The 21,924-nt window shown below is 62.0% G+C and carries 18 protein-coding genes; 5 read left to right on the top strand and 13 right to left on the bottom strand.

The window, feature by feature from the left end; genetic code table 11:
• The first annotated feature begins 29 nt into the window (after window positions 1–29).
• Both arcD and IF690_RS15355 read left to right on the top strand, forming a co-directional pair.
• Window positions 30–1,511, top strand: coding sequence for an arginine-ornithine antiporter (gene arcD / locus IF690_RS15360; RefSeq protein ID WP_038632393.1), 1,482 nt, complete (start codon window positions 30–32; stop codon window positions 1,509–1,511).
• 89 nt (window positions 1,512–1,600) lie between these two features.
• Window positions 1,601–2,143 (top strand): Hsp20/alpha crystallin family protein, encoded by a 543-nt coding sequence (locus tag IF690_RS15355; protein WP_202696314.1) that lies wholly within the window; start codon window positions 1,601–1,603, stop codon window positions 2,141–2,143.
• A 101-nt stretch (window positions 2,144–2,244) separates the two neighbouring features.
• Here IF690_RS15355 and polX read toward each other — a convergent pair whose 3' ends face one another.
• Window positions 2,245–4,050, bottom strand: a complete 1,806-nt coding sequence (polX, locus tag IF690_RS15350; RefSeq protein ID WP_202696313.1) for a DNA polymerase/3'-5' exonuclease PolX — start codon at window positions 4,048–4,050, stop codon at window positions 2,245–2,247.
• A gap of 279 nt (window positions 4,051–4,329) precedes the next feature.
• Between polX and IF690_RS15345 the strand changes: the two genes are divergently transcribed.
• On the top strand, window positions 4,330–5,697 hold the full coding sequence (locus IF690_RS15345) for an erythromycin esterase family protein (protein ID WP_202696312.1): 1,368 nt from the start codon (window positions 4,330–4,332) through the stop codon (window positions 5,695–5,697).
• 26 nt (window positions 5,698–5,723) lie between these two features.
• On the opposite strand, the gene IF690_RS15340 is transcribed toward IF690_RS15345, so the two are convergent.
• Both IF690_RS15340 and IF690_RS15335 read right to left on the bottom strand, forming a co-directional pair.
• A complete protein-coding gene (locus IF690_RS15340) occupies window positions 5,724–6,383 on the bottom strand; it encodes a dienelactone hydrolase family protein (RefSeq protein WP_202696311.1) in 660 nt (219 codons plus the stop codon).
• Window positions 6,376–7,083: a phosphoribosyltransferase gene (locus IF690_RS15335; RefSeq protein ID WP_202696310.1), complete on the bottom strand. Its 708-nt coding sequence runs from the start codon at window positions 7,081–7,083 to the stop codon at window positions 6,376–6,378. The genes IF690_RS15340 and IF690_RS15335 overlap by 8 nt, the downstream gene beginning before the upstream one ends.
• A 523-nt stretch (window positions 7,084–7,606) precedes the next feature.
• On the opposite strand from IF690_RS15335, the gene IF690_RS15330 reads away from it, so the two are divergent.
• Window positions 7,607–8,572, top strand: a complete 966-nt coding sequence (locus IF690_RS15330; protein WP_202696309.1) for a ribose-phosphate diphosphokinase — start codon at window positions 7,607–7,609, stop codon at window positions 8,570–8,572.
• Window positions 8,573–8,667: 95 nt separating this feature from the next.
• Here the strand turns inward: IF690_RS15330 and IF690_RS15325 are convergent, their stop codons facing one another.
• From IF690_RS15325 to IF690_RS15285, 9 genes are read right to left on the bottom strand one after another with little or no spacing between them, the layout of a single operon-like run.
• Window positions 8,668–8,943, bottom strand: a complete 276-nt coding sequence (locus IF690_RS15325) for an acyl carrier protein (RefSeq protein WP_202696308.1) — start codon at window positions 8,941–8,943, stop codon at window positions 8,668–8,670.
• Window positions 8,944–8,954: 11 nt separating this feature from the next.
• Window positions 8,955–10,073, bottom strand: a complete 1,119-nt coding sequence (locus IF690_RS15320; protein ID WP_202696307.1) for a dihydrolipoamide acetyltransferase family protein — start codon at window positions 10,071–10,073, stop codon at window positions 8,955–8,957.
• Between the two features lie 46 nt (window positions 10,074–10,119).
• Window positions 10,120–11,106: an alpha-ketoacid dehydrogenase subunit beta gene (locus IF690_RS15315; RefSeq protein WP_252189477.1), complete on the bottom strand. Its 987-nt coding sequence runs from the start codon at window positions 11,104–11,106 to the stop codon at window positions 10,120–10,122.
• Entirely contained in the window at window positions 11,103–12,086 is a 984-nt protein-coding gene (pdhA, locus tag IF690_RS15310) for a pyruvate dehydrogenase (acetyl-transferring) E1 component subunit alpha (RefSeq protein WP_202696305.1), read from the bottom strand. Before pdhA ends, IF690_RS15315 begins: the two co-directional genes overlap by 4 nt.
• Complete coding sequence (gene acsA / locus IF690_RS15305; protein ID WP_202696304.1) at window positions 12,083–13,843, bottom strand: acetate--CoA ligase; 1,761 nt, start codon at window positions 13,841–13,843, stop codon at window positions 12,083–12,085. The genes pdhA and acsA overlap by 4 nt, the downstream gene beginning before the upstream one ends.
• 26 nt (window positions 13,844–13,869) lie before the next feature.
• Entirely contained in the window at window positions 13,870–14,709 is an 840-nt protein-coding gene (locus IF690_RS15300) for an FAD/NAD(P)-binding protein (protein ID WP_202696303.1), read from the bottom strand.
• Window positions 14,706–15,725, bottom strand: coding sequence for a 4Fe-4S dicluster domain-containing protein (locus tag IF690_RS15295; RefSeq protein ID WP_202696302.1), 1,020 nt, complete (start codon window positions 15,723–15,725; stop codon window positions 14,706–14,708). Before IF690_RS15295 ends, IF690_RS15300 begins: the two co-directional genes overlap by 4 nt.
• Window positions 15,712–17,811: a formate dehydrogenase subunit alpha gene (gene fdhF, locus IF690_RS15290; protein WP_038632375.1), complete on the bottom strand. Its 2,100-nt coding sequence runs from the start codon at window positions 17,809–17,811 to the stop codon at window positions 15,712–15,714. Before fdhF ends, IF690_RS15295 begins: the two co-directional genes overlap by 14 nt.
• Before the next feature lie 46 nt (window positions 17,812–17,857).
• Complete coding sequence (locus IF690_RS15285) at window positions 17,858–18,742, bottom strand: universal stress protein (protein WP_202696301.1); 885 nt, start codon at window positions 18,740–18,742, stop codon at window positions 17,858–17,860.
• Window positions 18,743–19,055: 313 nt separating this feature from the next.
• Between IF690_RS15285 and IF690_RS15280 the strand changes: the two genes are divergently transcribed.
• Window positions 19,056–20,087 carry a phosphotransferase gene (locus IF690_RS15280; protein ID WP_252189476.1) on the top strand — a complete coding sequence of 344 codons (1,032 nt, stop codon included), beginning with the start codon at window positions 19,056–19,058 and terminating at the stop codon, window positions 20,085–20,087.
• Window positions 20,088–20,108: 21 nt separating this feature from the next.
• On the opposite strand, the gene groL is transcribed toward IF690_RS15280, so the two are convergent.
• Complete coding sequence (groL, locus tag IF690_RS15275) at window positions 20,109–21,725, bottom strand: chaperonin GroEL (protein ID WP_202701460.1); 1,617 nt, start codon at window positions 21,723–21,725, stop codon at window positions 20,109–20,111.
• Between the last annotated feature and the right edge of the window lie 199 nt (window positions 21,726–21,924).

Below are 21,924 nucleotides of genomic sequence, written 5' to 3'. Positions count from 1 at the left end.
TAGAACCTCTTTTCTCGTGGAGGCTTCTCATGGCTACGCACCTGCACGGCACGCAACCTATCGGCTCTCACCCGCTTGCTGGCAGTGTGCGGAAAGTCGAGCCCAAGCGTTTTTCCCTGAGCCTGCTGATTGCCCTGGTGGTCGGCTCGATGATTGGCAGCGGCATTTTCAGCCTGCCACAGAACATGGCGGCCAATGCGGGGGCCGGGGCGATCCTGATTGGCTGGTCGATTACCGGCATCGGCATGCTGTCGTTGGCCCTGGTCTATCAGACCTTGTCCAACCGCCAACCGACATTGGACAACGGTGTGTTTGCCTATGCCCACGCCTTAGGGGGTGAGTTCCTCGGTTTCAACTCGGCCTGGGGCTATTGGATCAGCGCCTGGATCGGCAACGTCAGCTACCTGGTGATTCTTTTCGCTGCGTTGAGTTACTTCTTTCCGCTGTTCGGCGAAGGCAACAACAAAGCGGCGATCGCCGGGGCATCGGTGGTGCTTTGGGTGTTGCACTGGATGATCCTCAGGGGAATGCGCACCGCGGCACGGGCCAACGCACTCACGACCTTGGCCAAGATCGTGCCTTTGCTGTTGTTTATCGGGCTGGTGATTGCAGCGTTCCGGGGGGAAACCTTCAGGACGGACTTCTGGGGAACTCCCGCGCTGGGCAGCACCCTGGACCAGGTCAAAAGCACCATGCTGGTGACCGTCTGGGTCTTTATCGGGATCGAGGGCGCCAATGTGTTCTCCGCCCGTGCCGCGGAACGGGCCAATGTCGGCCGCGCCACCGTCATTGGTTTTGTCATCACCTTGCTGCTGCTTATTGCGGTGTCCCTGCTGTCGCTGGGCATCCTCAAGCAGCCGGAACTGGCAGCCCTGAAAAACCCCTCGATGGCGGGCGTGCTCGAGGCGGCAGCCGGGCCATGGGGAGCGATCCTGATCAGTATCGGCTTGATCATTTCGGTCGGAGGCGCCCTTCTCGCCTGGACGCTGCTGGCTGCCGAGTCGGTATTCACCCCGGCCAAGGAACGGGTCATGCCCGGGCTGCTCGCCGCGGAGAACCCCCAAGGCGCCCCGGTCAATGCACTGTGGATCACCAATGGCTGCATTCAGCTGTTTTTGCTGCTGACGCTGTATTCGAGCGCCAGTTACCTCGCCCTGATCTCCCTGGCCACCTCGATGATTCTGCTGCCGTATCTGTTCAGTGGCTTGTATGCGCTGAAGCTGACCTGGCAGGGCCAGACCTACGCCGGGCACAGGGCACTCCAGCTGCGCGACATGGCCATCGCTGCGCTCGCCACCCTGTATTGCCTGTGGCTGCTGTACGCCGCTGGCCCTAAATACATGTTGCTCAGCGCGTTGCTCTACGCCCCGGGATCATTGATTTACCTGGCGAGCATGAAGTCTCGCCAGGGGCAAGCGCTCAATGGCCCCGAAACCGCATTGTTGATCATCATCTGGACGGCCGCAGCCTTCGCCGGCCGGATGTTGTGGACCGGGACCCTGGCTTTGTAAAGCCATGGCCCACGCGCTGTTCTGTTCAGGGTGGACTGGTGTCCAGGATGTCCGCAGCCTGCCCTTTTACCCAAGAGGAGTAGTTAAAAATGAGCAATTCCGTGAAGAAAGTGCCCGTAACGACTGAAGACAAAGCCCGTCACCCATCGCTGACGACAGACCTCTGGCGGCCCCTGGAAAAACTGCGGCAACAGGTCGACCACCTGTTCGAAGACTTCAATCGCGGCTCCAGCCTGTCGCCCTTCAGCCGCGGACTGTTCGATGTCGAGCCGCTCTGGCAGCGCCAACTGATCGGCCACAGCCTGCCTGCCGTGGACATTACCGAGAAAGACAAGAGCTTCGAGATCTCCGCCGAACTGCCGGGCATGGATCAGAAGAACATCGAGCTCAAGCTGTCCAACGGCTGCCTGATCATCAAGGGAGAAAAGAAAGAGGACAAGGAAGAGAAAAGAAAAGGCTATCACCTCAGCGAGCGTCACTACGGCTCCTTCGAGCGGGTCTTCAACCTGCCCAAAGGTGTCGACGCCGATAAGATCGAAGCCAGTTTCAGCAAAGGCGTGCTGAATATTTCGCTGCCGAAAAAGCCCGAAGCCATGAAGGCGGAGAAAGTCGTGCCGATCAAGGCCGATTGAACCGGGCCAGCCTGCCCCTTGTCGGGAACCCGGCAAGGGGCTTTTTGTTGTCAACGCCATGGATGAGCAAGCGAGCCGATACGCTGAGCGCGACCCGAACGTCAGTCTGCTCTGGCTGGAATAAGCTGCAGAATCCGTTTGAGTTCGATCAGCGAACGGGTATTGAGCACGTCGTTTTTTTCCAGCCAGGCGCGGCGAGCCTGCGCGACCCCATAACGCAAGTGGGTAAAGTCGGCGGTGCGATGGGCATCCGAGTTGATGCTGATGAGCACCCCCTCCTCCTTGGCGTACTGGCACTGCAGATCGAACAGGTCCATGCGTTGCGGCTGCGCATTGAGCTCCAGACAACAACCGCGCTGAGCGGCTGCCTTGATGATTGCCGGCAGATCCACATCCAGTGGCGCGCGCTCATTGATCAGTCGACACAGCGGATGCGCCAGAATCGTGAAGTAGCGATGATCCATGGCCCTTAGAAGGCGTTGGGTTTGTTGACGCCGGGTCAGGCCGAAATGACTGTGGACGGCCCCCACCACCAGGTCCAGGCGGCCCAGAACATCATCCGGCAGATCCAGGCTGCCCTCTTCAAGAATGTCCACCTCGATCCCTTTGAGCAAGGTTATGCCTTGCAGGTTGGCGTTGAGGGCGTCGATCTGCTCGATCTGCTTCGACAACCGGTCCGCGTCCAGGCCATGGGCAACCCTGAGGGCGCGTGAATGTTCGGTGATCGCCAGATATTCCAGCCCCGCTTCCCGTGCCGCGAGCGCCATCTGCTCCAGACTGTTGCCGCCATCCGAAGCGAGAGTATGGGCATGCAAGTCCCCTTTCAGGTCGCCCGGTTCGATCAACCTGGGTAATCGATTTGCTTGTGCCGCGGCAATCTCGCCCCGATCCTCACGCAACTCCGGGGTGATCCACGGCAGGCCCAGTGCGTGATAAACCGCCGCTTCAGTGGCGCTGGCCACACATTTGCTGGCCTTGAATACGCCATATTCGCTGAGCTTGAACCCTTGTCGCCGAGCCTTCTGGCGGAGCGCGATGTTGTGTGCCTTGCTGCCGGTGAAATACACCAATGCGGCACCATACACCGCGGGCTCGACCACACGCAGATCCACCTGCGTGCCTGAACCCAGAATCACGCTGGCGCGCGTGTGCCCTTGCACCAGCACGGTAGAAACCTCGGGATGGCGGATGAACCCTGCAACGACCTCCACCGAAGGCTGCGCGGCGACGAGGATATCGATATCGCCTACGGTATCGCGCATGCGGCGCAAGCTTCCGGCGACCGTTGCGTTCTCGACGCCCGGAATCTGTTGCAGATACTCGGTCAGTCGCTGCGCCACGGGGGCGACAAAGGCTATCGGCGAGCGCCGGTCCTTGCCGATCCCCGCCTGGGCGGCCAGCAACAACCGGGCCTCCATTTTCTCGCCGAAGCCGGTGACATGGCGAATCCTCCCCTGCCTGGCGGCCTCGCACAATTGCGCCACGTTCTCGATACCCAGATCGTGATAAAGGTGTTTGACCCGCTTGGGGCCCAATCCGGCAATGGACAACAGGTCGACCAGCCCCGGCGGCAATGTCGATCGCAACCGCTGGCGTAGCGAACAATCGCCGCTGCCGACGATTTCGTTGATCTTGCCGGCCAGGTCGACCCCGATGCCGGAAAGCTTTGGCTGCGACTCGCCACGCGCAATGCGCTTCGCCAGGTCGAAGGTCAAGGCCCTCAGGGTCCGCGCAGCATTGCGGTAGGCGCGGATCCGGAAGACATTGGCGTCCTCGATTTCCAGCAAGTCGGCAATATCGTCAAATACCGCGGCGATGTAATCATTATCGATAATCCGGCTGCCCTGGGCCGAGGAACGGGGCAACGCTGGCAATGGCGCGTGAGGAGGCACGGCAGGGAGCTTCATGGCGCAATCCCGGTTCGACGATGGTCATGCAAGCAGTTTTGCCGCCCTTGCTTCCCGGGTATTGATAAAAGTCAGGCTGGGCTTCTTCGCCGGCGCCGCCTGGTGCCGATTATTGATAAAACTCAAGCGGGCGACGGCAGGCAGGCGTAGGAATGACAAATAAGGCGGCACAGGCCCGAGACGTTCCCGAGACGTTGAATCAAACGCCTCCGTCCGTGCTCCTGACAGTCGACGTGATGCTGCACGTCGGGTAATCCATCCTTGATGGGGATGACCGTCATGAACACCCCTTCCCAAGACATGCTCGGTAGTCTGTACGGCTCGCCTGCGCACATTGACCAGGCAGCCATTGCCCCACTCTTGCGCCAATACGCCGAGCCCCTGCCGGAGCTGAATTCGTCTGCTTTCGGTGAAATGTTCGACCGCTTCGCGGATGCGCGCGTGGTGATGATCGGTGAGGCCAGCCATGGCACCAGCGACTTCTATCAAGCCCGGGCGGCGATCACCCGGAGGCTGATCGAGCAGCACGGGTTCAACATCGTTGCCGTGGAAGCCGACTGGCCGGACGCGGGCCATGTCGACCGTTACGTGCGCGGGATGGCGCGCTCGGCCTGGAAGCGCCATATCTTCAGCCGCTTCCCGACCTGGATGTGGCGCAACACCGAAGTGAAGGAGTTCGCCCACTGGCTGCACCAGTTCAACCACCAGCACGCCCCGGAGCGCCGCGTCGAATTCCGCGGCCTGGACGTTTACAGTTTGCGCAACTCCATTCATGAAGTCCTGAGCTATCTGGACCGGGTCGACCCGCAGTTGGCCCGCGAAGCTCGCCGGCGCTATGGCTGTCTGACGCCCTGGCAGGATGATCCGGCGCTGTACGGTCACTTCGTCGAGCGCGGCGGCCTGATGCCGTGTGAGCAGCCAGTGGTCGAACAGCTCAACAGCCTGCTGGCCGAGCAACTGGCCGGGCTCGTCAAGGACGACGAGGCGTTCTTCGATGCGGCGCAAAACGCCCGGGTGGTGCTGGCGGCGGAACAATACTACCGCGCGATATATCGAGGCTCGACAGCCTCGTGGAACCTGCGCGACCGGCATATGTTCGACACCTTGCGCGCGCTGCTTGAGCACCGAGGCCCGCAAGCCAAAGCCGTGGTCTGGGCCCACAACTCCCATATCGGCAATGCCGCGGCCACGGAAATGGGCTGGAAGGGTCAGTTCAATATCGGTCAACTGTGCCGCAATGCCTTCGGGCGAGAGGTCGTCCTGATCGGCATGGGCACCGACCGTGGCCAGGTCGCTGCGGCCGATGACTGGGATGGCGACCTGTTGATCAAGGATATCCGGCCGTCGCGCCCGGACAGCTGGGAGTATCAGTTCCTCAAGGCAGGCGTCGCGGCGTCATTGACCGACTGGCGTGATCCGCAACGAAAAGAACTGCGTCGAGCCCTTTCCAAACCCTTGCTGGAGCGAGCCATCGGCGTGATTTATCGCCCCCAGAGCGAGCGTGGCAGTCACTACTTCGAAGCGGTGCTGGCCGAACAGTTCGACGCCATGCTCTGGATCGAGCAAACGAAACCGGTAACGGCGCTGCCACTGCCGCAAAGCGAGCAACTGGAGCCGGAGGACGAAACCTTTCCGTTCGGTGTATGAGGCCGGTCAACGAATGCCTGCCCCCGCTATGGAGAGGGGGCGTGCAGATACTTCTCAAACCAGTCGCCAGCGAGCCTGGCGACTTCCTCAAGGGCGCCGGGTTCTTCAAACAGATGCGTGGCGCCAGCCACGACTTCCAGGCGCTGCTCACACCGCAGGGCACGACGGCTCTGGCAATTCAGGTCGAACACCACCGGGTCCTGTGCGCCGACGATCTGCAGGGTCGGTGCCTTCACTCGAGGCAGCACAGGCCCCGCCAGATCGGTCCGCCCTCCCCGGCTGACCACGGCATGCACCACGTCCGGCCGTGCGGCCGCGGCCAGCAGCGCCGCGGCCGCACCGGTACTTGCGCCGAACAGGCCGATCCGCAGGGATTGCAACTCCAGGTCCCGACCGATCCAGTCGATCACCTCAATCAGTCGCCTGGCAAGCAAGGCGATATCGAACCGCAGCTCCCGGGTCCGGTTATCCAGGCGTTGCTCGGTCTCCGTGAGCAGGTCGAACAGCAACGACCCCAGCCCTCGCCGGGCCAGCGACTCGGCGATGTACCGATTACGCGGGCTTGAACGGCCGCTGCCACTGCCATGAGCGAAGACCACCAGCGCCCTGGCGCCCGGAGGCAGGCGCAAATCGGCCGATAATTCAGTTCCCTGCAGGTCCAGCTGGCGAGATTGCAGTTCAAACATCGCGACACTCCTGGGCCGAGGGCGCGGAGATCGATTCCCGCTCCCAGGCTCGCTGCAACAGATCGATGACCTCGGTATCCGACGTCTGGGAAAAATCCAGGTACCAATAGCCGATCGACATCATCCATTCGGGGGTGAGCGGGCAGATCAGCTCATCCACTTCGCTACGCAGCGCCTCCACTGTCTCAAGCGGCGCAACCGGCACCGCAATGACAATACGCGCCGGTGCTTGCGCACGCACCGCGTGAACCGCCGCCATCATCGAGGCACCCGTGGCCAGGCCATCGTCGATCAGAATCACCACCTGATCCTTGAGTTGCAACGGTGGACGGCCCTCGCGGTAAAGCTGTTCACGACGCAACAACTCCTGCGTTTCCCGTGCGAGCACGGCATTGAAACTGGCTTGATCGACCGGATAGGCGCGCAGGGCGTCTTCATTGAGGATTTGAATGCCGCCGCTGGCTATGGCGCCCATCGCGAACTCCTCGCGAGAGGGGACGCCCAGCTTGCGGACCAGCATCAGGTCCAGGCGAATGTCCAGGGCCGTGGCCACCTCATAGGCAACCGGAACACCGCCACGGGGCAAGGCGAGGACAATGACATCGGGGCGATGGGCATATGCGAGCAACGGCGCCACCAGGCGTCGACCGGCATCTGCCCGATCCTGCAAGATGGTTTGCAATGAGAGATCTCGGGACATGAGAAGAACCTCCTCGGGCGATTACGGTGCTCGGCGCACAACGCAAGGTGCTTCCTTGTGATAGTGCCAAGACGCTGCCAGGCATCCGATGGGGGGCAACGCATGCCTGGCCCATCTTCGGGAGCGTTGCGGCGCAAGCAGCAGCGCTTGCCATCCAGGGTCCTCCGCCGATGCCGCCCTGGCGTTGATATATATCAAGCGCCTGTGCCGGGCTGCCCTGTGGGATGTGCGCCTGCCACTATCCCGGGCTGGTCCAGCCCCTCTGGAACGACAGGGCGCGCCGGATTCGCGCTCGGGAAATGGCTTCGGCTCTCATTGCACCGCAGTTGATCAATATCAATCGGGTCAAGGCCGAGCGGGTTACGTTGACAAGACTGGACAGCATGGCGCCGTGCTCAGGACTTCGATGCTCGCCGGTCCCTTGGCGGTGTGCGCCGCGGCCCGATGACCCTGCAACCGACCAGGGTGGCGGAGCACCGGTAATGCTGCAGCGGTCCGATGAACGCCTCAAAGGAGCCAGTACATGCCCACCGAGCCCCCGCTGCTTTTTGCCCTGCAAGGCAGTGAACACTATGCAACCGGCGTCGCGCAGCGGCTTGGCTGCCAACTGGCCCGTCATGAGGAGCGCGACTATGAGGACGGCGAGCATAAATGCCGGCCACTGGAGCCGGTCAACGGTCGCGAAGTCGTGGTGTTCCATTCTTTGTATGGGGATGGTCGGCAGAGCGCAAACGACAAGCTGTGTCGCTTGCTGTTCTTTGCTGCCGCGCTCAAGGACGCCGGCGCTCGTCAGGTACAGGCCGTGACGCCCTACCTCTGCTACGGGCGCAAGGATCGTCGCAGTAAGCCTCAGGACCCAACGATCACTCGCTACCTGGCGACCCTGCTCGAAGCCTGTGGCGTAGATCGCCTGATTGCCCTGGAGGTGCATAATCCGGCGGCCTTCGACAACGCCTTTCGCATTCCCGCGTGGAACCTGCAATGCGCGGAGCTGTTCGCCCGGCATTTCGCCAGGCTCGTCGGCGACGCCGAAGTGGTTGCGGTGTCCCCGGACTCCGGCGGCGCCAAGCGCGCCGAGCTGTTTCGTCAGGCTCTGGAACAACAACTGGGACGTTCGGTGGGCGCTGCCCTGATGGAAAAGCACCGTGAGCATGCCACGCTGACCGGCACGCTCCTGGTCGGCGACGTGCGGGGCAAGACGGCTATCATTTTCGACGACCTGATCAGCACGGGCGAAACGCTCAAGCGTGCTGGCCTTGCCTGCCAGAAGGCTGGAGCCGTCCGGTTGTTCGCCGCCGCCACCCATGGTTTGTTTACCGCTGGCAGCCATCTGTTCGACAGCGCGCTTTTCGAGCGGATTGCGGTCTCTGACAGCGTGCCTCCCTTTCGCCTGTCCGCCGAATGCGCGGCCCAACACCTGCACATACTCGACAGCACAGCCCTGATTGCCGCCGTGCTCGCTGACAGTGGTGCGTTTGATCACGTCTAAGATCGGCCCCGTCAGATCCGCTCGCGGCACAACCGATTCGGCGAACCGCTGCTCGACAGCGCCACCCTGGCGAGCTCCCTGCTCTGTTGTCGCCATCAGGCGCCGGTCGAAGGCTCGCCTGCGCGGGGTTTGATCTTGTGCCCAAGATAGTCGACGAGCTTGTCCAGGGTATCCACGTGCTGGTAGTCGGTTTCAGCAATCGCCACACCCAGGCTCCGATTCAAGGCCTCAATGAAACGAAGCCAGTCCATGGAGTCCAGGTCAACCTCTTCGCGCAGTGGCCGATCAGGGAGTAATTGCCCGGCCTCAAGTTCCGGGGCAATGCTTTTCAAGGCGCTCAGTACCTCATTACAGATCGTTTGCCGATTCATCTGTCCCCTCCTTAAAGGGCCTCGGGCATTTGCAGCAAGCGACGGACCTCCCCCAGAAAGCGGGCGCCATAGTGACCGTCGCTGACTCGATGATCGGCGGACAGACTGCTCATGACGGTCGGCATGACACACAACTGGCCATCTTTCACCCAGGGCCTTTCACTGATACGACCGAAGCCGACCAGGGCTACCTGGGGCGGATAAATAACCCCCAGCACACTGTCCACGCCCTGATCGCCGAGTTGCGTGACTGTCATGCCGGCCCCCACCAGCTCGGAGCTGCGCAAAGACCCACCGCGGGCGCGCTCTACCAGGCTGCTCAGCTCACTCATCAAATGGCTCGGGGTCATGTCGGCCACATGGTGCAGCACCGGGGCGACGAGACCTCCCTGGCGCAATGTGATCGCCACCCCAAGGTCGGTATCGAGGGCTGGCTTGAAGGCATTGTCCTGCCAGACACCATTGAGCAGCGGATAGTCGCGCAAGGCCAATGCCACTGCCTTGAGCAGCAATACGCTGGGTAGCAGGCGCTCCTGCAGCCCGTGTTGGGCGTTGTATGCCTGCAGCCAGGTCATCGCCTTATCCAGAGCAATGGTTTCGCTCAGGTAATAATGGGGAATCTCCCGCTTGGAACGACTCATGGCCGCCGCAATCGTATGTCGCATGCTCTGGTCATGGTCGGGCTCCGAAGCCACGCGCGCGGCGGCCTCGACATCCTCCAGGGTAATGACACCGTGGGGGCCATGGCCTTGTAATCGACTGATATCGAGCCCCAGCTCTGCAGCGCGCTTGCGTGCGACAGGAGAAATCCGCGAGCGTCTGTCAGCGCGGTTTTCCCCTTCGATCAAGACAGGCGCAGGGGTCGATGTTCGTCGCCCACTTGGCGCGCGCTCACCCGGTGCCAGCAACTGGGCGATGGTCGTCCCGACGGGTACCTTGGTTCCCACGTCGATCAGCAGCTGCGAGACCGTCCCCTCCTGCCAGCACTCTACGTCGATGGCGGCCTTGGCTGTGTCGACGATGGCAATGACCTGGCCGGGCCTGACCGCATCGCCAGGATGGACTTTCCACTCCAGCAACGTGCCTTCATCCATATCGGCCCCCAGGGAGGGGAGTTTGAATTCGATCACCGTTTACCCTCCTGGCCCGATACTCGGATACGCCAAGTCATTGCGTTCACCCTGATGTCCCCTGGCACAGTTCATGAGCGACCGCGACGATCGTCGACACTTGTGGCAGTGCTGCCTCTTCCAGATGCCGGGGATAAGGCATGGGGACCTCGGCGCTGCACACCCGCGCAGGCGGGGCATCCAGTTCGAAAAAACCTTGTTCGATGATCCGGGTGATGATCTCGGCGGATAGACTGCCGCTGCGCCATCCCTCATCGACCACCAGGGCACGACGGGTCTTGCAGACAGAAGCCATCAGCGTCTTGTCATCCAGAGGGCGCAGAACCCGCAGGTCGATGACTTCGCATTCGATTCCCTCCCCAGCCAGTTCCTCGGCGGCCGCCAGGGCCTTGCCGAGGGTGCCGCCATAAGTGATCAGGGTCAGGTCCTTGCCGGCCCGGCGTACCTTGGCGGAGCTGATGTCCACAGCCTCCCATTCGCCCGCATCGCCCTCCAGGTTGTAGAGCTGGGCATGTTCAAATATCAGCACCGGGTCTGGGTCCTGCAGCGCTGGCCAGAGCATGCCGCGCGCGTCCTCGACGGTCGCCGGTGCCAGGATTCTCAGCCCCGGAATATGTGCGTACCAGCCTTCCAGGCTGTGCGAGTGCTGCGCCGCAAGCTGGCGTCCGGCACCTGTCGCCATGCGCACGACCAAGGGCACCGAAAACTGCCCACCGGACATGTGCCTTAAGGCAGCAGCGGTATTCATCAGAGGATCGAGGGCGAGCAGACTGAAGTTCACTGTCATGATTTCCACAATCGGCCGCATCCCCCCCAGCGCCGCCCCGATACCGGCTCCCACGAAGCCCAGCTCGGACAGCGGCGCGTCTCGAATACGTTCAACGCCGAATGCCTCGAGCAGCCCCAGGGAAACGGCATAGCTGCCGCCGTAACGACCGACGTCTTCTCCCATCAAGAATACCCGTGGGTCCCGTTGCAACGCGTCACGCAGGGCCTCGCGCAGCGCTTCGCGATAGGTCATGCGCGTGCTCATGGCGCCCCTCCGGGGGTGTACAGATCGCGTGACAAATCCTCGATCAGCTCCAGGCTAGCGTTTTCGGCATAAGCGACAGCGGCTTCCACCTCGGCGCTCACCTGGGCCAGGATGGCCAGGAAACCGGCTTCGTCCAACAGGCCCTGCGCCTTGAGCCACGCGCTGTACGTATGAATCGGGTCTCGCGCCTTCCATTGCTCCACCTCTGCCTTGTCACGATAAAGTTGTGGGTCGAACATCGAGTGGGCACGAAATCGATAGGTGCGAAACTCCAGGAAAAAAGGCCCACGCTCCGCGCGGATGTGTTCAACCGCATGGCGAGTGGCTTCGTACACTGCGTTCACATCCATGCCATCGACGGACCGGGCATTGACCTTGTACGCCAAGGCTTTGCTACACAAGTCGGTTTGCGATTGCGAACGATCCAGGGCCGTCCCCATCGCATAGAGGTTGTTCTCGCAGCAGAACAGCACCGGCAGGTGCCACAACGCGGCCAGATTGATGGACTCGTGAAATGCCCCTTCCGCCATTGCGCCTTCACCAAAAAAACACGCGGATAGGCGCGATCCATCCTGCATACGTTCAGCGAGCGCCAAGCCGACAGTCAATGGCAAGCCCCCCGCCACGATGGCATTGCCACCGAAGAATCGCGTACGGGCATCGAACAGGTGCATTGAACCGCCGCGCCCTCGCGAGCATCCCTCCTGGCGCCCATACATCTCGGCCATGATCGTACTCATGGGAACCCCCTTGATCAGGGCATGGCCATGTTCGCGATAGGTCGCGACCACGGCGTCGTTGGCGGCCAGTGCATGCAGCACGCCGACGGCTACCGCTTCCTCACCAATGTACAGGTGCAGGAAGCCTCGAATTTTGCCCTCCCCGTACAGTTCACCGGCGCGCTCCTCGAGACGGCGGATACGCATCATGTCTCGTAGCAAGTGCAGAGATAGGTCCTGGGGCAGCAGTGCAAGACTCATGACGGGCTCTCCAGGCTGGAAGTATCGCCTTCAGGCAGCCCCAACTCCCGGGCCTTGAGCAGACGCCGCATGAGTTTTCCGCTACGGGTGTGCGGCAGCGCTTGCACAAACTCCAGTTCCTTGGGCGCAACGACCGCTCCAAGGCGCTTGCGTCCATGGCCGAGCAATTCGTCGTGCAGGGCCTGGCTGGCAGTGAAACCGCTCTTGAGCGAAACAAAGGCCTTCACGGTTTCGCCCAACAGCGGATCGGGCTTGCCTATCACCGCGGCCTCCGCCACGGCCGGGTGTTCCATGAGGGCGCTTTCGACTTCGAACGGGCCGATCAGGTGCCCGGCCGACTTGATGACATCGTCGCTGCGTCCAATGAACCAGTAGTAGCCATCGGCATCGCGACGCACAAGATCGCCACTCAGGTACCAGTCACCGACAAAACAGCAACGATAGCGCTCCTCCTGCCCCAGGTAGCTACGGAACATCGCAGGCCATGGCCGCTTCAAGGCAAGCTCACCGAGCTCATTGTCAGCCAGGAACTGCAGTCCCCCGGCTTCTCCTCGTGTGACAATGGCCGCCTCGACACCCGGCAGCGGCTTCCCCATCGAGCCCGGCTTGATGGGCATGGCGACAGTGTTGGCGATCATGATGCCGCCGGTTTCGGTCTGCCACCAATTGTCGTGGATCGGCAGCCCAAGCACCTCTTTGCCCCACCAGACGGCCTCGGGATTAAGCGGCTCGCCGACGCTGGCGATAAACCGCAGGCTCGGAAAACGATGGCCGCGCGCCAAAGCCGGACCGGCTTTCATCAACAGGCGAATGGCCGTCGGCGCTGTGTACCAGACCGTCACCTGTTGCTTCTCGAGTATCCGGTACCAACGCTCCGCGTCGAACTCATACCCCTCGACCACGCTAGTCACACCGAGCAACAAGGGCGCAAAAATTCCATAGGAAGTACCGGTAACCCAGCCCGGATCGGCACTGCACCAGTAGATATCATCGGGGTGCAGGTCCAGGGCGTATTTTCCTGTGACGCGGTGGGTCAACGCCGCGCCATGGACATGCAATACCCCTTTTGGGGTGCCCGTCGTACCGCTGGTGAAATGTAGAAGTGCCGGGCTGTCGGCTGTCGTCGGTACGACGCAGAACGCCTCGTCTGCCTGCGCCAGCAGCTGATGCAGGTTAAGCGTCCCCGCGACAGGCGCCGTATTCTCGCCATTATCGTCATACAGCAGCACATGCCGGAGCGCCGGTAGACGCTCACGAATGGCCGCGATCTTGCGGCGATAGAGGGTTTTGCTGGTCAGCAACACACTGCCTCCGCCAAGACGCATGCGGGTCTCGATGGGGGCTGGGCCAAACGCACAGAATAATGGCGACACCACGCAACCTAGCTTCAGGCCGCCGAGCACCCCCAGATAGAGCTCCAGCCCTCGGCCACAGAGCACGAATAGTCGTTCGCCGGGGACCACGCCCAGTTTCTTCAAGACATTGGCGAATCGATTGCTCAGGGCACTCAGCTGACCGTAACTGATGTCGCAACGTCCACCATTGTGATCAAGAATGCGCAACGCCGTGTGCCGATGCGCACGCGCCACATGCCGATCCACCGCTTCATAGGCGAGGTTCAAACCGCCGCCGGGCAATCCGGCCAGGGCAGCGCCTTCCAGAGACCAGGAAAAAGCCTCGCGGGCTTGCACGCTATCAAGCCAATTCGGCGCTACCGGCAAGCCGGTCAGGGTTTTCTCGATGATCGACGGATGCATGATCAACCTCTTCAATGGCATGCGGCTCAACAGAGCCCGCTGTCTTGTTCGGCGGGTCCCATGGAGGCGCTGGCCAGCAGTTGTTGGTAGTCGTTATAGCGATAGGTCGGTCCATCCCGGCAGGCATAGCTTTCACCGACATAACAGTGACCGCACAAACCGTCTGCACAGTGCATCCGGCGTTCCACGGAGAGCCAGATCCGGCGGTCCGCAACACCTCGCTTCATACAGTCCCGAGCGGTGGCCAGCATGAAAGGCTCCGGCCCACAGCACAGCACGGTGTCGGGAGGTTCATCGCCAAACAGCTCATCGAGATACGCCAGGGGGCTGCCCTGGCGGTGCCCCACGGGCGCGACATCAAAAGTCTCGATCCACGGCAATGCCGACCGCCAATGCTCACGCTCTCGCGACAGCACCTGGGAGCCGGCATGCCGGGCCCCATACAGCACGCTCAGGCGTGCTGCCCCGGGGTGGTTGATCGCGCCATCGATCACCCCGGCCAACGGGGCCAAGCCGCAACCTCCCGCGACCACCAGGACCCGGCGAGCACTTTTGAGTGACGGCCAGCCCTGGCCAAAGGGGCCTCGATACCCCAGTACGGGGTCCTGTACCCGATCGAACAAGGCTGCGGTAAGGCTTCCCGTCCGACGAATCAGGGCATTGAAATGCCCCCGTTTGTCCGGCGGACTGACATAGGTAAAGGGCGCCTCGCCGAGACCGGGCACGGTGAGCATGAAAAACTGCCCGGCCCTGGCGGCCAGATCGCCGGCCTGGGGCACGTCGATGCAAAAGCTGAAGTGCCGGGCATCTTCGCCGTCTTCGTACTGAGCGACTATATGCAGGCTTCTTGGCGTCAGGTCGATCATGGCCGGGCCACCTTGTGCATGACACCGTGAACACCGATTCCTCCTGGACACACACGATCGCAACGACCACATCCGACACAGCCGTAACGCTCGAAACGATCCTTGAACCCATCCCCCAACTTGTGAAACCAGAACCGCTGTACCCGCTGCCCCGGCGTGGCACTGGGGTTGTACCCACTGGCCTGCTTTTGGAATCCCTCGTACAGGCAAGAATCCCAGACCCGCAGGCGCTGCATGTCGCCGTCGGCCGAAGGCCTGTCCAGCGGCGCAAAGCACGAACAGGTCGGGCATACCGAGGTGCATCCCGAACACCCCAGGCAATGCAGCCCCAGGTCGTCCCAGCGTTGTGGATCGATCTGCCCGGCGTTCAACGCATTGATTCCGTCGACGACATCGCGCTGTTCTCCCTGCTCGCTGGCGACCTGAAGACTGTTGGCCGTCCGCTGAGCCTGCCAGTCCAGTCCTGTCGGTGTCAGAGCAAGGCCGCTGACAGCCGCCCCCCCGGCTTCGGAGGCGACCAGCAGCAACCAGCCGGCGTCATCGGTGGCGGGAGGTAACAGAACAAGGTCGGCGGTATGGGGCTGTACCGCAGGCCCGCTGTTCATCACGCTACAAAAGCCGCCACTGCAGCTGTGCAGACAGTCGAGCCCCACCAGCAAGGTGGCCTGGCGCCTGGCCTGATAATGAGGGTCATCGGCAAAAAAACGATCCTGATAGGCCACTGCTGTCAAATCGCAGGCGTTCAGACCGAAGATCACCTGTGGCACCACCTCTGGCAATGTCGAATAGAACTGCCCGCCATCGAAGCGAAACAGCGGTTCACGCTCGGCGAAGAAAAAACTCTTGGCGGAAAAGGGCGGCGGCTCGACGCTCGGTTCAAAAGGACTGGGGTCGCAAGCCGCGACCGTTTCCCAGTGCCGACCACCCTGCCCGTCCGCACGGGCTTCGTACAACACGCGTTGCCTGGCCAGATGCGTGCGCAGAGTTTCCGGCCGGTCCAGGTCATAAGCCTGCATGATGATTGCCCTCCAGCGGCATCGCCTCGGGCATGCGCGGCAGAACCCCGGTGGGTAATGGCTCGACCGCTACCGCACAGGCTTTGAGTTCAGGCATCTTGCTGTTGGGGTCCTGCGCGCTGTTGGTCAGCAGGTTGCACGGCGCTTCCCGAAAGTGATAAGGCATCGCCAGGGTTCCCGGAGGGACGTCATCCGTGAGATGGACCCGGGTCTCAAGCCAGCCTCGACGCGAACGAACGCGAACCGCTTGCCGATCGTGCAGGCTGAGCGCGGCACCGTCGGCCGGATGCATGAACAGCAACGCCTCGGGCGTCTCGCGCTCGAGCAAAGGCGACTTGCGCGTCATTGAGCCACCGCCGTAATGGAAATGCAGCCGATGGGTCGTGAACGCGAATGGATACTCGGCGTCAGGGCATTCGTCCGGTGCCACCTGGGTCACCGGCAGCAGTCGGGCTCGACCGCGAGGAAAGGAATGTTCATGCAGTACGGGAGAACCGTGCGGATGGGCGACATCGCAGGGCCATTGCAAGCCGGCATGGCCATCCAGCGCGGCATAGCTCATGCCTGAGAAGATCGGCGTCAGGGCGCTCATCTCATCGAACAAGGCTTCGGCATTTGCCCAGTTCATGCCGGCATAGCCCATGCGCCGAGCCAATGCCCCCAGGATCTGCCAGTCACAACGGGCCTCCCCCGGTGGCGCGATAGCCTGGCGGACCCGCTGCACACGGCGCTCGCAGTTGGTGAACGTGCCATCCTTTTCGGCGAAGGCTGCCGCCGGCAGCACCACATCGGCGAGCCGGGCGGTTTCGGTCAGCGTCAGTTCCACCACCACCAGAAAATCCAGCGCTTGCAAGGCCTTGCTCACCTGATGTTGATCGGGGTCGGTGAGTACAGGCTCTTCGCCCATGATCATCAGGGCCCGCAATTGCCCATGCAGGGCCGCCCGGCTCATCCCCAGGGAGGTCAGGCCTGGTTGCTGCGGAACAGGGGCTGCCCAGGCCGCAGCGAATTTTTCTTGTACCGACCGGTCATTGGCATCCTGATAGCCAGGATAAACATTCGGCAGGCACCCCATATCGCAGGCGCCCTGCACGTTATTTTGCCCTCGTAGCGGGTTGATGCCCGTCCCTGGTCGACCGATCTGGCCGCAGGCCAGTACCAGGTTCGACACCGCGACCACATTATTGGTACCGCTCTGAAACTGGGTAATGCCCATGCCATAGGCGGTGAACGCGGCATTGGCGTGGCTGTATAGGTAGGCCACCTGCAACAGCTCGGCGATGCGGATGCCGGTGCTGGCACAGGTCTGTTCCGGGGTCAGTCGGGCAAGGTGTCGGCGCAGCGGTTCGATGGTCTCGCAGCGCGTGGCGAGAAACGCCTGGTTCTCCCAGCCATTGGCCAGGATGATCTGCAGCAGGCCGTTGAACAATGCGATATTGCTGCCAACACGCAATTGCAAATGAATATCGGCCAGGCGTGCCAGGCGGGTCTTGCGCGGGTCCACGACTATTACCGTGGCGCCACGGGCCTGCGCGCGCAGGATGCGAGCGCCGATCATCGCGTGATTTTCCGTGACATCGGCACCGATGATCAGAATCAGGTCGGCCTGATCGATGTCGGCGATGCTGTTGCTCATCGCGCCCGAACCCAGGGTACACAGCAACCCCGCTACCGACGGGCTGTGGCAGATGCGGGCACAGTGATCGATGTTGTGAGTCCCCAGCACCGCCCGGGCAAACTTCTGAGCGGCGTAGTTATCCTCATTAGTGGCGCGGGCGCAGCTGATGATCCCCACGCCCGACGGGCCCAGCTCATCCAGCGCCATGCGAAACTCGTCGGTAATCCGTGTCAGCGCTTCATCCCAGCTAGCCCGCCGAAAAACCCCGCGCTCCTTGATCAAAGGGCTGGTCAGGCGATTGACCGGGTCTACGGCAAAACTGGTGGCCCATCCCTTGGAGCACAGCTGGCCTTGGCTGATCGGATGTCCGGGTTGAGGTTCGACGCCGACGACCCTGTCGTCTTCCACGCGCAACCCAAGACCGCAACCCACCCCGCAGAACGTGCATATGCTTGGCACAACGTGCATCACAGGTCCCTCATCACTGGTTCCGACTCAGGCGCAGGTCTGCCCCTCAGACCGCCAGGACGCTGCAAGGCACCTGGTAGAGAATGTGTTCGGTCGTGCTGCCCAGAAACTTGTCCAGCCCCTGGGACTGGACCCGGCCCATCACGATCACATCCACATGCTGCTCATTGGCGAACTCGCTCAGCACCGGGACGGGGTGCCCCTGGATGAAATGCCGGCGATCAGAGGGCACACCGTACTGGCCGGCCAGTTTGAGGAACGACTTTTCCAGGTCCCTGCGCTGCTCTTTAGTGAGGTCGGCAAGCGCCACCCCGCCCATGTCGGCCAGATAGGCGGCTGAAATATCGCAGGCATACAGCAGGTGCAGCTCGGCATCGCACTGTATGGCAAGGGCGCAGGCCTGCTTGATGATCCGTTCATTGAGCTCATTGCCCTGTGGCTTGGTGCTCGAAGCATCGACCGCCGCCACCACCTTGCGCGGCATGGCATGGCCGCCTTCGCCAACCATATAGACCGGTATCGGGCAATGGCGCAGCAAGCGCCAATCCAGCGGGGTGAAAAACGCGCGCTTGAGTGCCGGCTCATGCTGCACTTGCTTGAGCAACAGGTCGGGCTGCATCTCCATGACGTGATCGAGAATGTCTTTCTGCAGGTCATCGGCCCAGGCCACCTCTGTCGTCACCTCCAACCCCCTGCCACGCAGATTTTTCGCTTGTTCCTTGAGCCAGTCGCGATGGTCTTGCAGGTAGTCCTCGCGAGCCTTTTTCCGGTCGCCTTCTTCGAGCAATGCCAAGAGTTTCCAGGACGGCATCAAGGCGCAGACATGCAGGCTCGCGCCGCAGGCCTTGGCCAGGGCAGCGGCATGGTTCATGGCCTGGGAATGGCGCAGGGCCGGGTTGATGATCAGCAACAACCGTTGATATTGGCTCATGATCTGGCTCCGGGCAGATGGGTTTCAACGCCTGCCGTGCCCCCTTTCGACGGCCGCCGCGGCGTCCTCGCTGGCGTAGGCGCCAGCGCTTGCAATCCAGCGTCCTCCGTCGATGCCACCTTGGCGTTGATTTTTATCAAGTGCCCGCGCACGGCATGCAAATGTCCCCTCCGGCCCGAACGCCCGGGGCGGCTGCGGTGTTTCGTTTCAGCGTATTTGATCAATATCAATCGGGCCGCAAGCCCCCTTCTCCACACTGCCGGAAAAGGCCGCAGGCAGCGGGGAGCAGACTATGAGCAACGGGCAAGACGAGGTGATTGCCTTTCTCTCCAGACCCTCCAGTTACGATGCGTCCAACCGGCCGGTGGAACGCATCGAGACCCATGGTTCGGTGATTTTCCTGCATGCGGACCGCGCCTATAAACTCAAGCGCGCGGTGGCTTTTGCCGAGCTGGACTTCCTCAGCCTGGAAAGCCGCAGAAATGCCTGCCAGGCAGAACTGCTACTGAACAGGCGCACCGCCCCCAGGCTGTATTTGGGGCTGTGCCCGATCAATCGCCGGGACAATGGCCAGCTGCAGCTCAACGGCCGCGGCCCCGTGGTGGACTGGCTGGTGGTGATGCGCCGCTTTGCGCAAGAACGGCTGTTTGACCGCATGGCCATTGCAGGGCGCCTGAGCGAGTCTTTGATGGAGCAGCTCGGCGCCGAGATCGCCCGGTTCCATGCCTGCGCACAAATCACCCCAGCCTTCGGCCGCATCCCGGACCTGTACGCAGAAATCGAGAAAAACCACAGGGAAATGTGTCGCTACCGGGAAATCCTCGACATGGCGACAGTCGGTACGATTACCCGTGCCTCACAGGCCATGCTGAATGCATTGGCCGATTGTCTCGAATCACGTCGCCGCGAGGGTCGTGTTCGACGCTGCCATGGTGATATGCGCCTGGCCAATATCTGCCTGATCGACAACCGGCCGACACTGTTCGACGGTATCGAGTTCAGTGAACGGATTGCCTGCATCGATGTGCTCTACGATCTCGCCTTTGTGCTGATGGACCTGCAGCATCATGGCCTGCACGGGCTGGGTGCACGGCTCTTGTCCAGTTACCTGCAGCACAGTGTCATGACGGAAGATTGCCGGCCCCTGCCATTTTTCCTGGCGCTGCGGGCCGCTACGCGTTGCTTCTCCCTCGCGAGTGGCGCGCTGCGCCATGTCGATCCTGCCAAGCGCTGTGAAAAGAAAGAGCAAGCCCTCCAGTTGATGCACCTGGCGCTGGCATACCTGCAGGATGAAAACCCGCGGCCCAATCACCTGCCCCCGATCACGGCGTCCTCCCAGGCGTGAGTACCACCCGGCTCACGGCCATCACTCAGGGAATGGCGGTTGGGCCGGCGATTCCTTTTCCGGAATATCGGTCATGGTCGCTTCGGTCAGCAGCAAGATGCTGGCCACCGAAACGGCATTTTCAAGGGCAATGCGCACCACTTTGGTCGGGTCGATAATGCCGGCTTCGTACATGTCGACATAACTGTTGGTGGCCGCATCGAAGCCAATGCTCCCAGGTTCCGCCAGCATGCGCGCAACGACGACGCCGGCGTCCACCGCCGAGTTTTCCGCGATGAGCCGCGCTGGGGCCTCCAACGCCCGACGCAATATCTGCAGGCCGGTCCTGGTATCGCCCTCATGCAAGGCCTCCTCGGCGACGACCGTCGGGACAGCCTTGAGCAGGGCCAGGCCCCCTCCGGGAACGATGCCTTCGGCGATCGCCGCCCGGGTCGCCGAAATGGCGTCATCCAGTGCATCCTTACGGGCCTTCATTTCAACCTCGGAAGGCGCCCCGACCCGGATCACCGCGACACCGCCAGACAGCCTGGCCAGCCGCTCCTGAAGTTTTTCCCGGTCGTAATCGCTGGCAGTACTGCCCATTTGCGCGCGAATCTGTTGCAAGCGCGCCTCGATCGCCTCCCGGGTACCCGCCCCGCCAATCAGCGCCGTGCTGTCTTTTTGCACCACGACTCGATGCGCTCGTCCCAACTGGCCCAGTTCCACCTGTTCAAGGCTGATGCCCAACTCGTTGGAAACCACCGTTGCCCCTGTCAGCACAGCCATGTCCTGAAGTACTTCCTTGCGTCGGTCACCAAAGCCTGGCGCCTTGATCGCCACTGCGCGCAGGACACCCCGTATCTGGTTCACGACCAGCGTGGTCAATGCCTCTCCTTCGATGTCATCCGCGATCAACACCAGCGGTTGCCCGCTTTTGGCAACCCGCTCAAGCAATGGGAGCAAGTCTTTGAGCACACCGATCTTATGGTCGCAGAGCAGCAAATAGGCATCATCGAGCTCGACCTGCATCTTCTCGGTATTGGTGACGAAGTAAGGCGAGACATAACCCCGGTCGAAGCGCATCCCCTCCATGACCTCGACCACGGTCTCGGTGGTCTTGGACTCTTCGACGCTGACGACGCCTTCAACGCCCACCTTTTCCAGGGCGTCAGCCACCAGTTGCCCGATGACGGCATCGTTATGCGCCGACAGCGAGGCCACCTGTGCCTTTTCCCTGGGGGTGCCCACCGGCCGCGACTGGGCTTGGAGCGACGCCACGACCAGCGACAGCCCGCGATCCAGGCCGCGCTTGAGGTCGATCGCACTGGCTCCCGCGACGACGTTGCGTATGCCATCGGCCAGGATCGCATGGGCCAACACCGTTGAGGTGCTGGTTCCATCGCCTACCGCGTCGCCTGTGCGCTCGGCCGCTTGGCGCAGCATTTGAGCCCCGAGGTTTTCCTCGGGGTCGAGCAGGTCGATGCGCTTGGCGATCGTCACGCCATCGTTGCAGACCGTCGGATTGCCCCACTTATTCTGGATCAGCACCGATTTCGATTTCGGGCCCAGCGTCACGCGCACGGTGTCCGCCAACTGTGTGGCGCCACTCAGGATCTTCTCGCGAGCAGCGGCACGAAACACGATTTTACTGTGAGCCATGAAGTCGTTCTCCCGCCCGCTCTCTAGTTCTTGCAGCTTCCACGAAGTGGCCCCCGCAACCTTGATTTTCATCAACAAATTCAAAATATCGGCAAGCCCGTGCCCGCCAGCATGAAGACGCCTGGCGCAGGGGCCGAACGGCTCCCGGCGCTCGCCCCGCGATTGATAAAAATCAACCCGTGCGGCAAGAAATCGAGCC

This window comes from Pseudomonas sp. SK3(2021) (genome assembly GCF_016772375.1).
In the GTDB taxonomy this organism is placed as follows: domain Bacteria; phylum Pseudomonadota; class Gammaproteobacteria; order Pseudomonadales; family Pseudomonadaceae; genus Aquipseudomonas; species Aquipseudomonas chlororaphis_I.
This window is presented reverse-complemented; position numbering and strand designations above follow the sequence as displayed.

Excerpts from the sequence above, each read along its gene's own strand:
- groL (WP_202701460.1), bottom strand. The coding sequence starts at position 21,725 with ATGGCTCACAGTAAAATCGTGTTTCGTGCCGCTGCTCGCGAGAAGATC.
- IF690_RS15340 (WP_202696311.1), bottom strand. The coding sequence starts at position 6,383 with ATGTTTGAACTGCAATCTCGCCAGCTGGACCTGCAGGGAACTGAATTA.
- IF690_RS15295 (WP_202696302.1), bottom strand. The coding sequence starts at position 15,725 with ATGCAGGCTTATGACCTGGACCGGCCGGAAACTCTGCGCACGCATCTG.
- pdhA (WP_202696305.1), bottom strand. The coding sequence starts at position 12,086 with ATGAGTCTTGCACTGCTGCCCCAGGACCTATCTCTGCACTTGCTACGA.
- IF690_RS15330 (WP_202696309.1), top strand. The coding sequence starts at position 7,607 with ATGCCCACCGAGCCCCCGCTGCTTTTTGCCCTGCAAGGCAGTGAACAC.
- arcD (WP_038632393.1), top strand. The coding sequence starts at position 30 with ATGGCTACGCACCTGCACGGCACGCAACCTATCGGCTCTCACCCGCTT.
- IF690_RS15335 (WP_202696310.1), bottom strand. The coding sequence starts at position 7,083 with ATGTCCCGAGATCTCTCATTGCAAACCATCTTGCAGGATCGGGCAGAT.
- fdhF (WP_038632375.1), bottom strand. The coding sequence starts at position 17,811 with ATGCACGTTGTGCCAAGCATATGCACGTTCTGCGGGGTGGGTTGCGGT.
- IF690_RS15345 (WP_202696312.1), top strand. The coding sequence starts at position 4,330 with ATGAACACCCCTTCCCAAGACATGCTCGGTAGTCTGTACGGCTCGCCT.
- IF690_RS15315 (WP_252189477.1), bottom strand. The coding sequence starts at position 11,106 with ATGAGCACGCGCATGACCTATCGCGAAGCGCTGCGCGAGGCCCTGCGT.
- acsA (WP_202696304.1), bottom strand. The coding sequence starts at position 13,843 with ATGCATCCGTCGATCATCGAGAAAACCCTGACCGGCTTGCCGGTAGCG.
- IF690_RS15355 (WP_202696314.1), top strand. The coding sequence starts at position 1,601 with ATGAGCAATTCCGTGAAGAAAGTGCCCGTAACGACTGAAGACAAAGCC.
- polX (WP_202696313.1), bottom strand. The coding sequence starts at position 4,050 with ATGAAGCTCCCTGCCGTGCCTCCTCACGCGCCATTGCCAGCGTTGCCC.
- IF690_RS15285 (WP_202696301.1), bottom strand. The coding sequence starts at position 18,742 with ATGAGCCAATATCAACGGTTGTTGCTGATCATCAACCCGGCCCTGCGC.
- IF690_RS15300 (WP_202696303.1), bottom strand. The coding sequence starts at position 14,709 with ATGATCGACCTGACGCCAAGAAGCCTGCATATAGTCGCTCAGTACGAA.
- IF690_RS15325 (WP_202696308.1), bottom strand. The coding sequence starts at position 8,943 with ATGAATCGGCAAACGATCTGTAATGAGGTACTGAGCGCCTTGAAAAGC.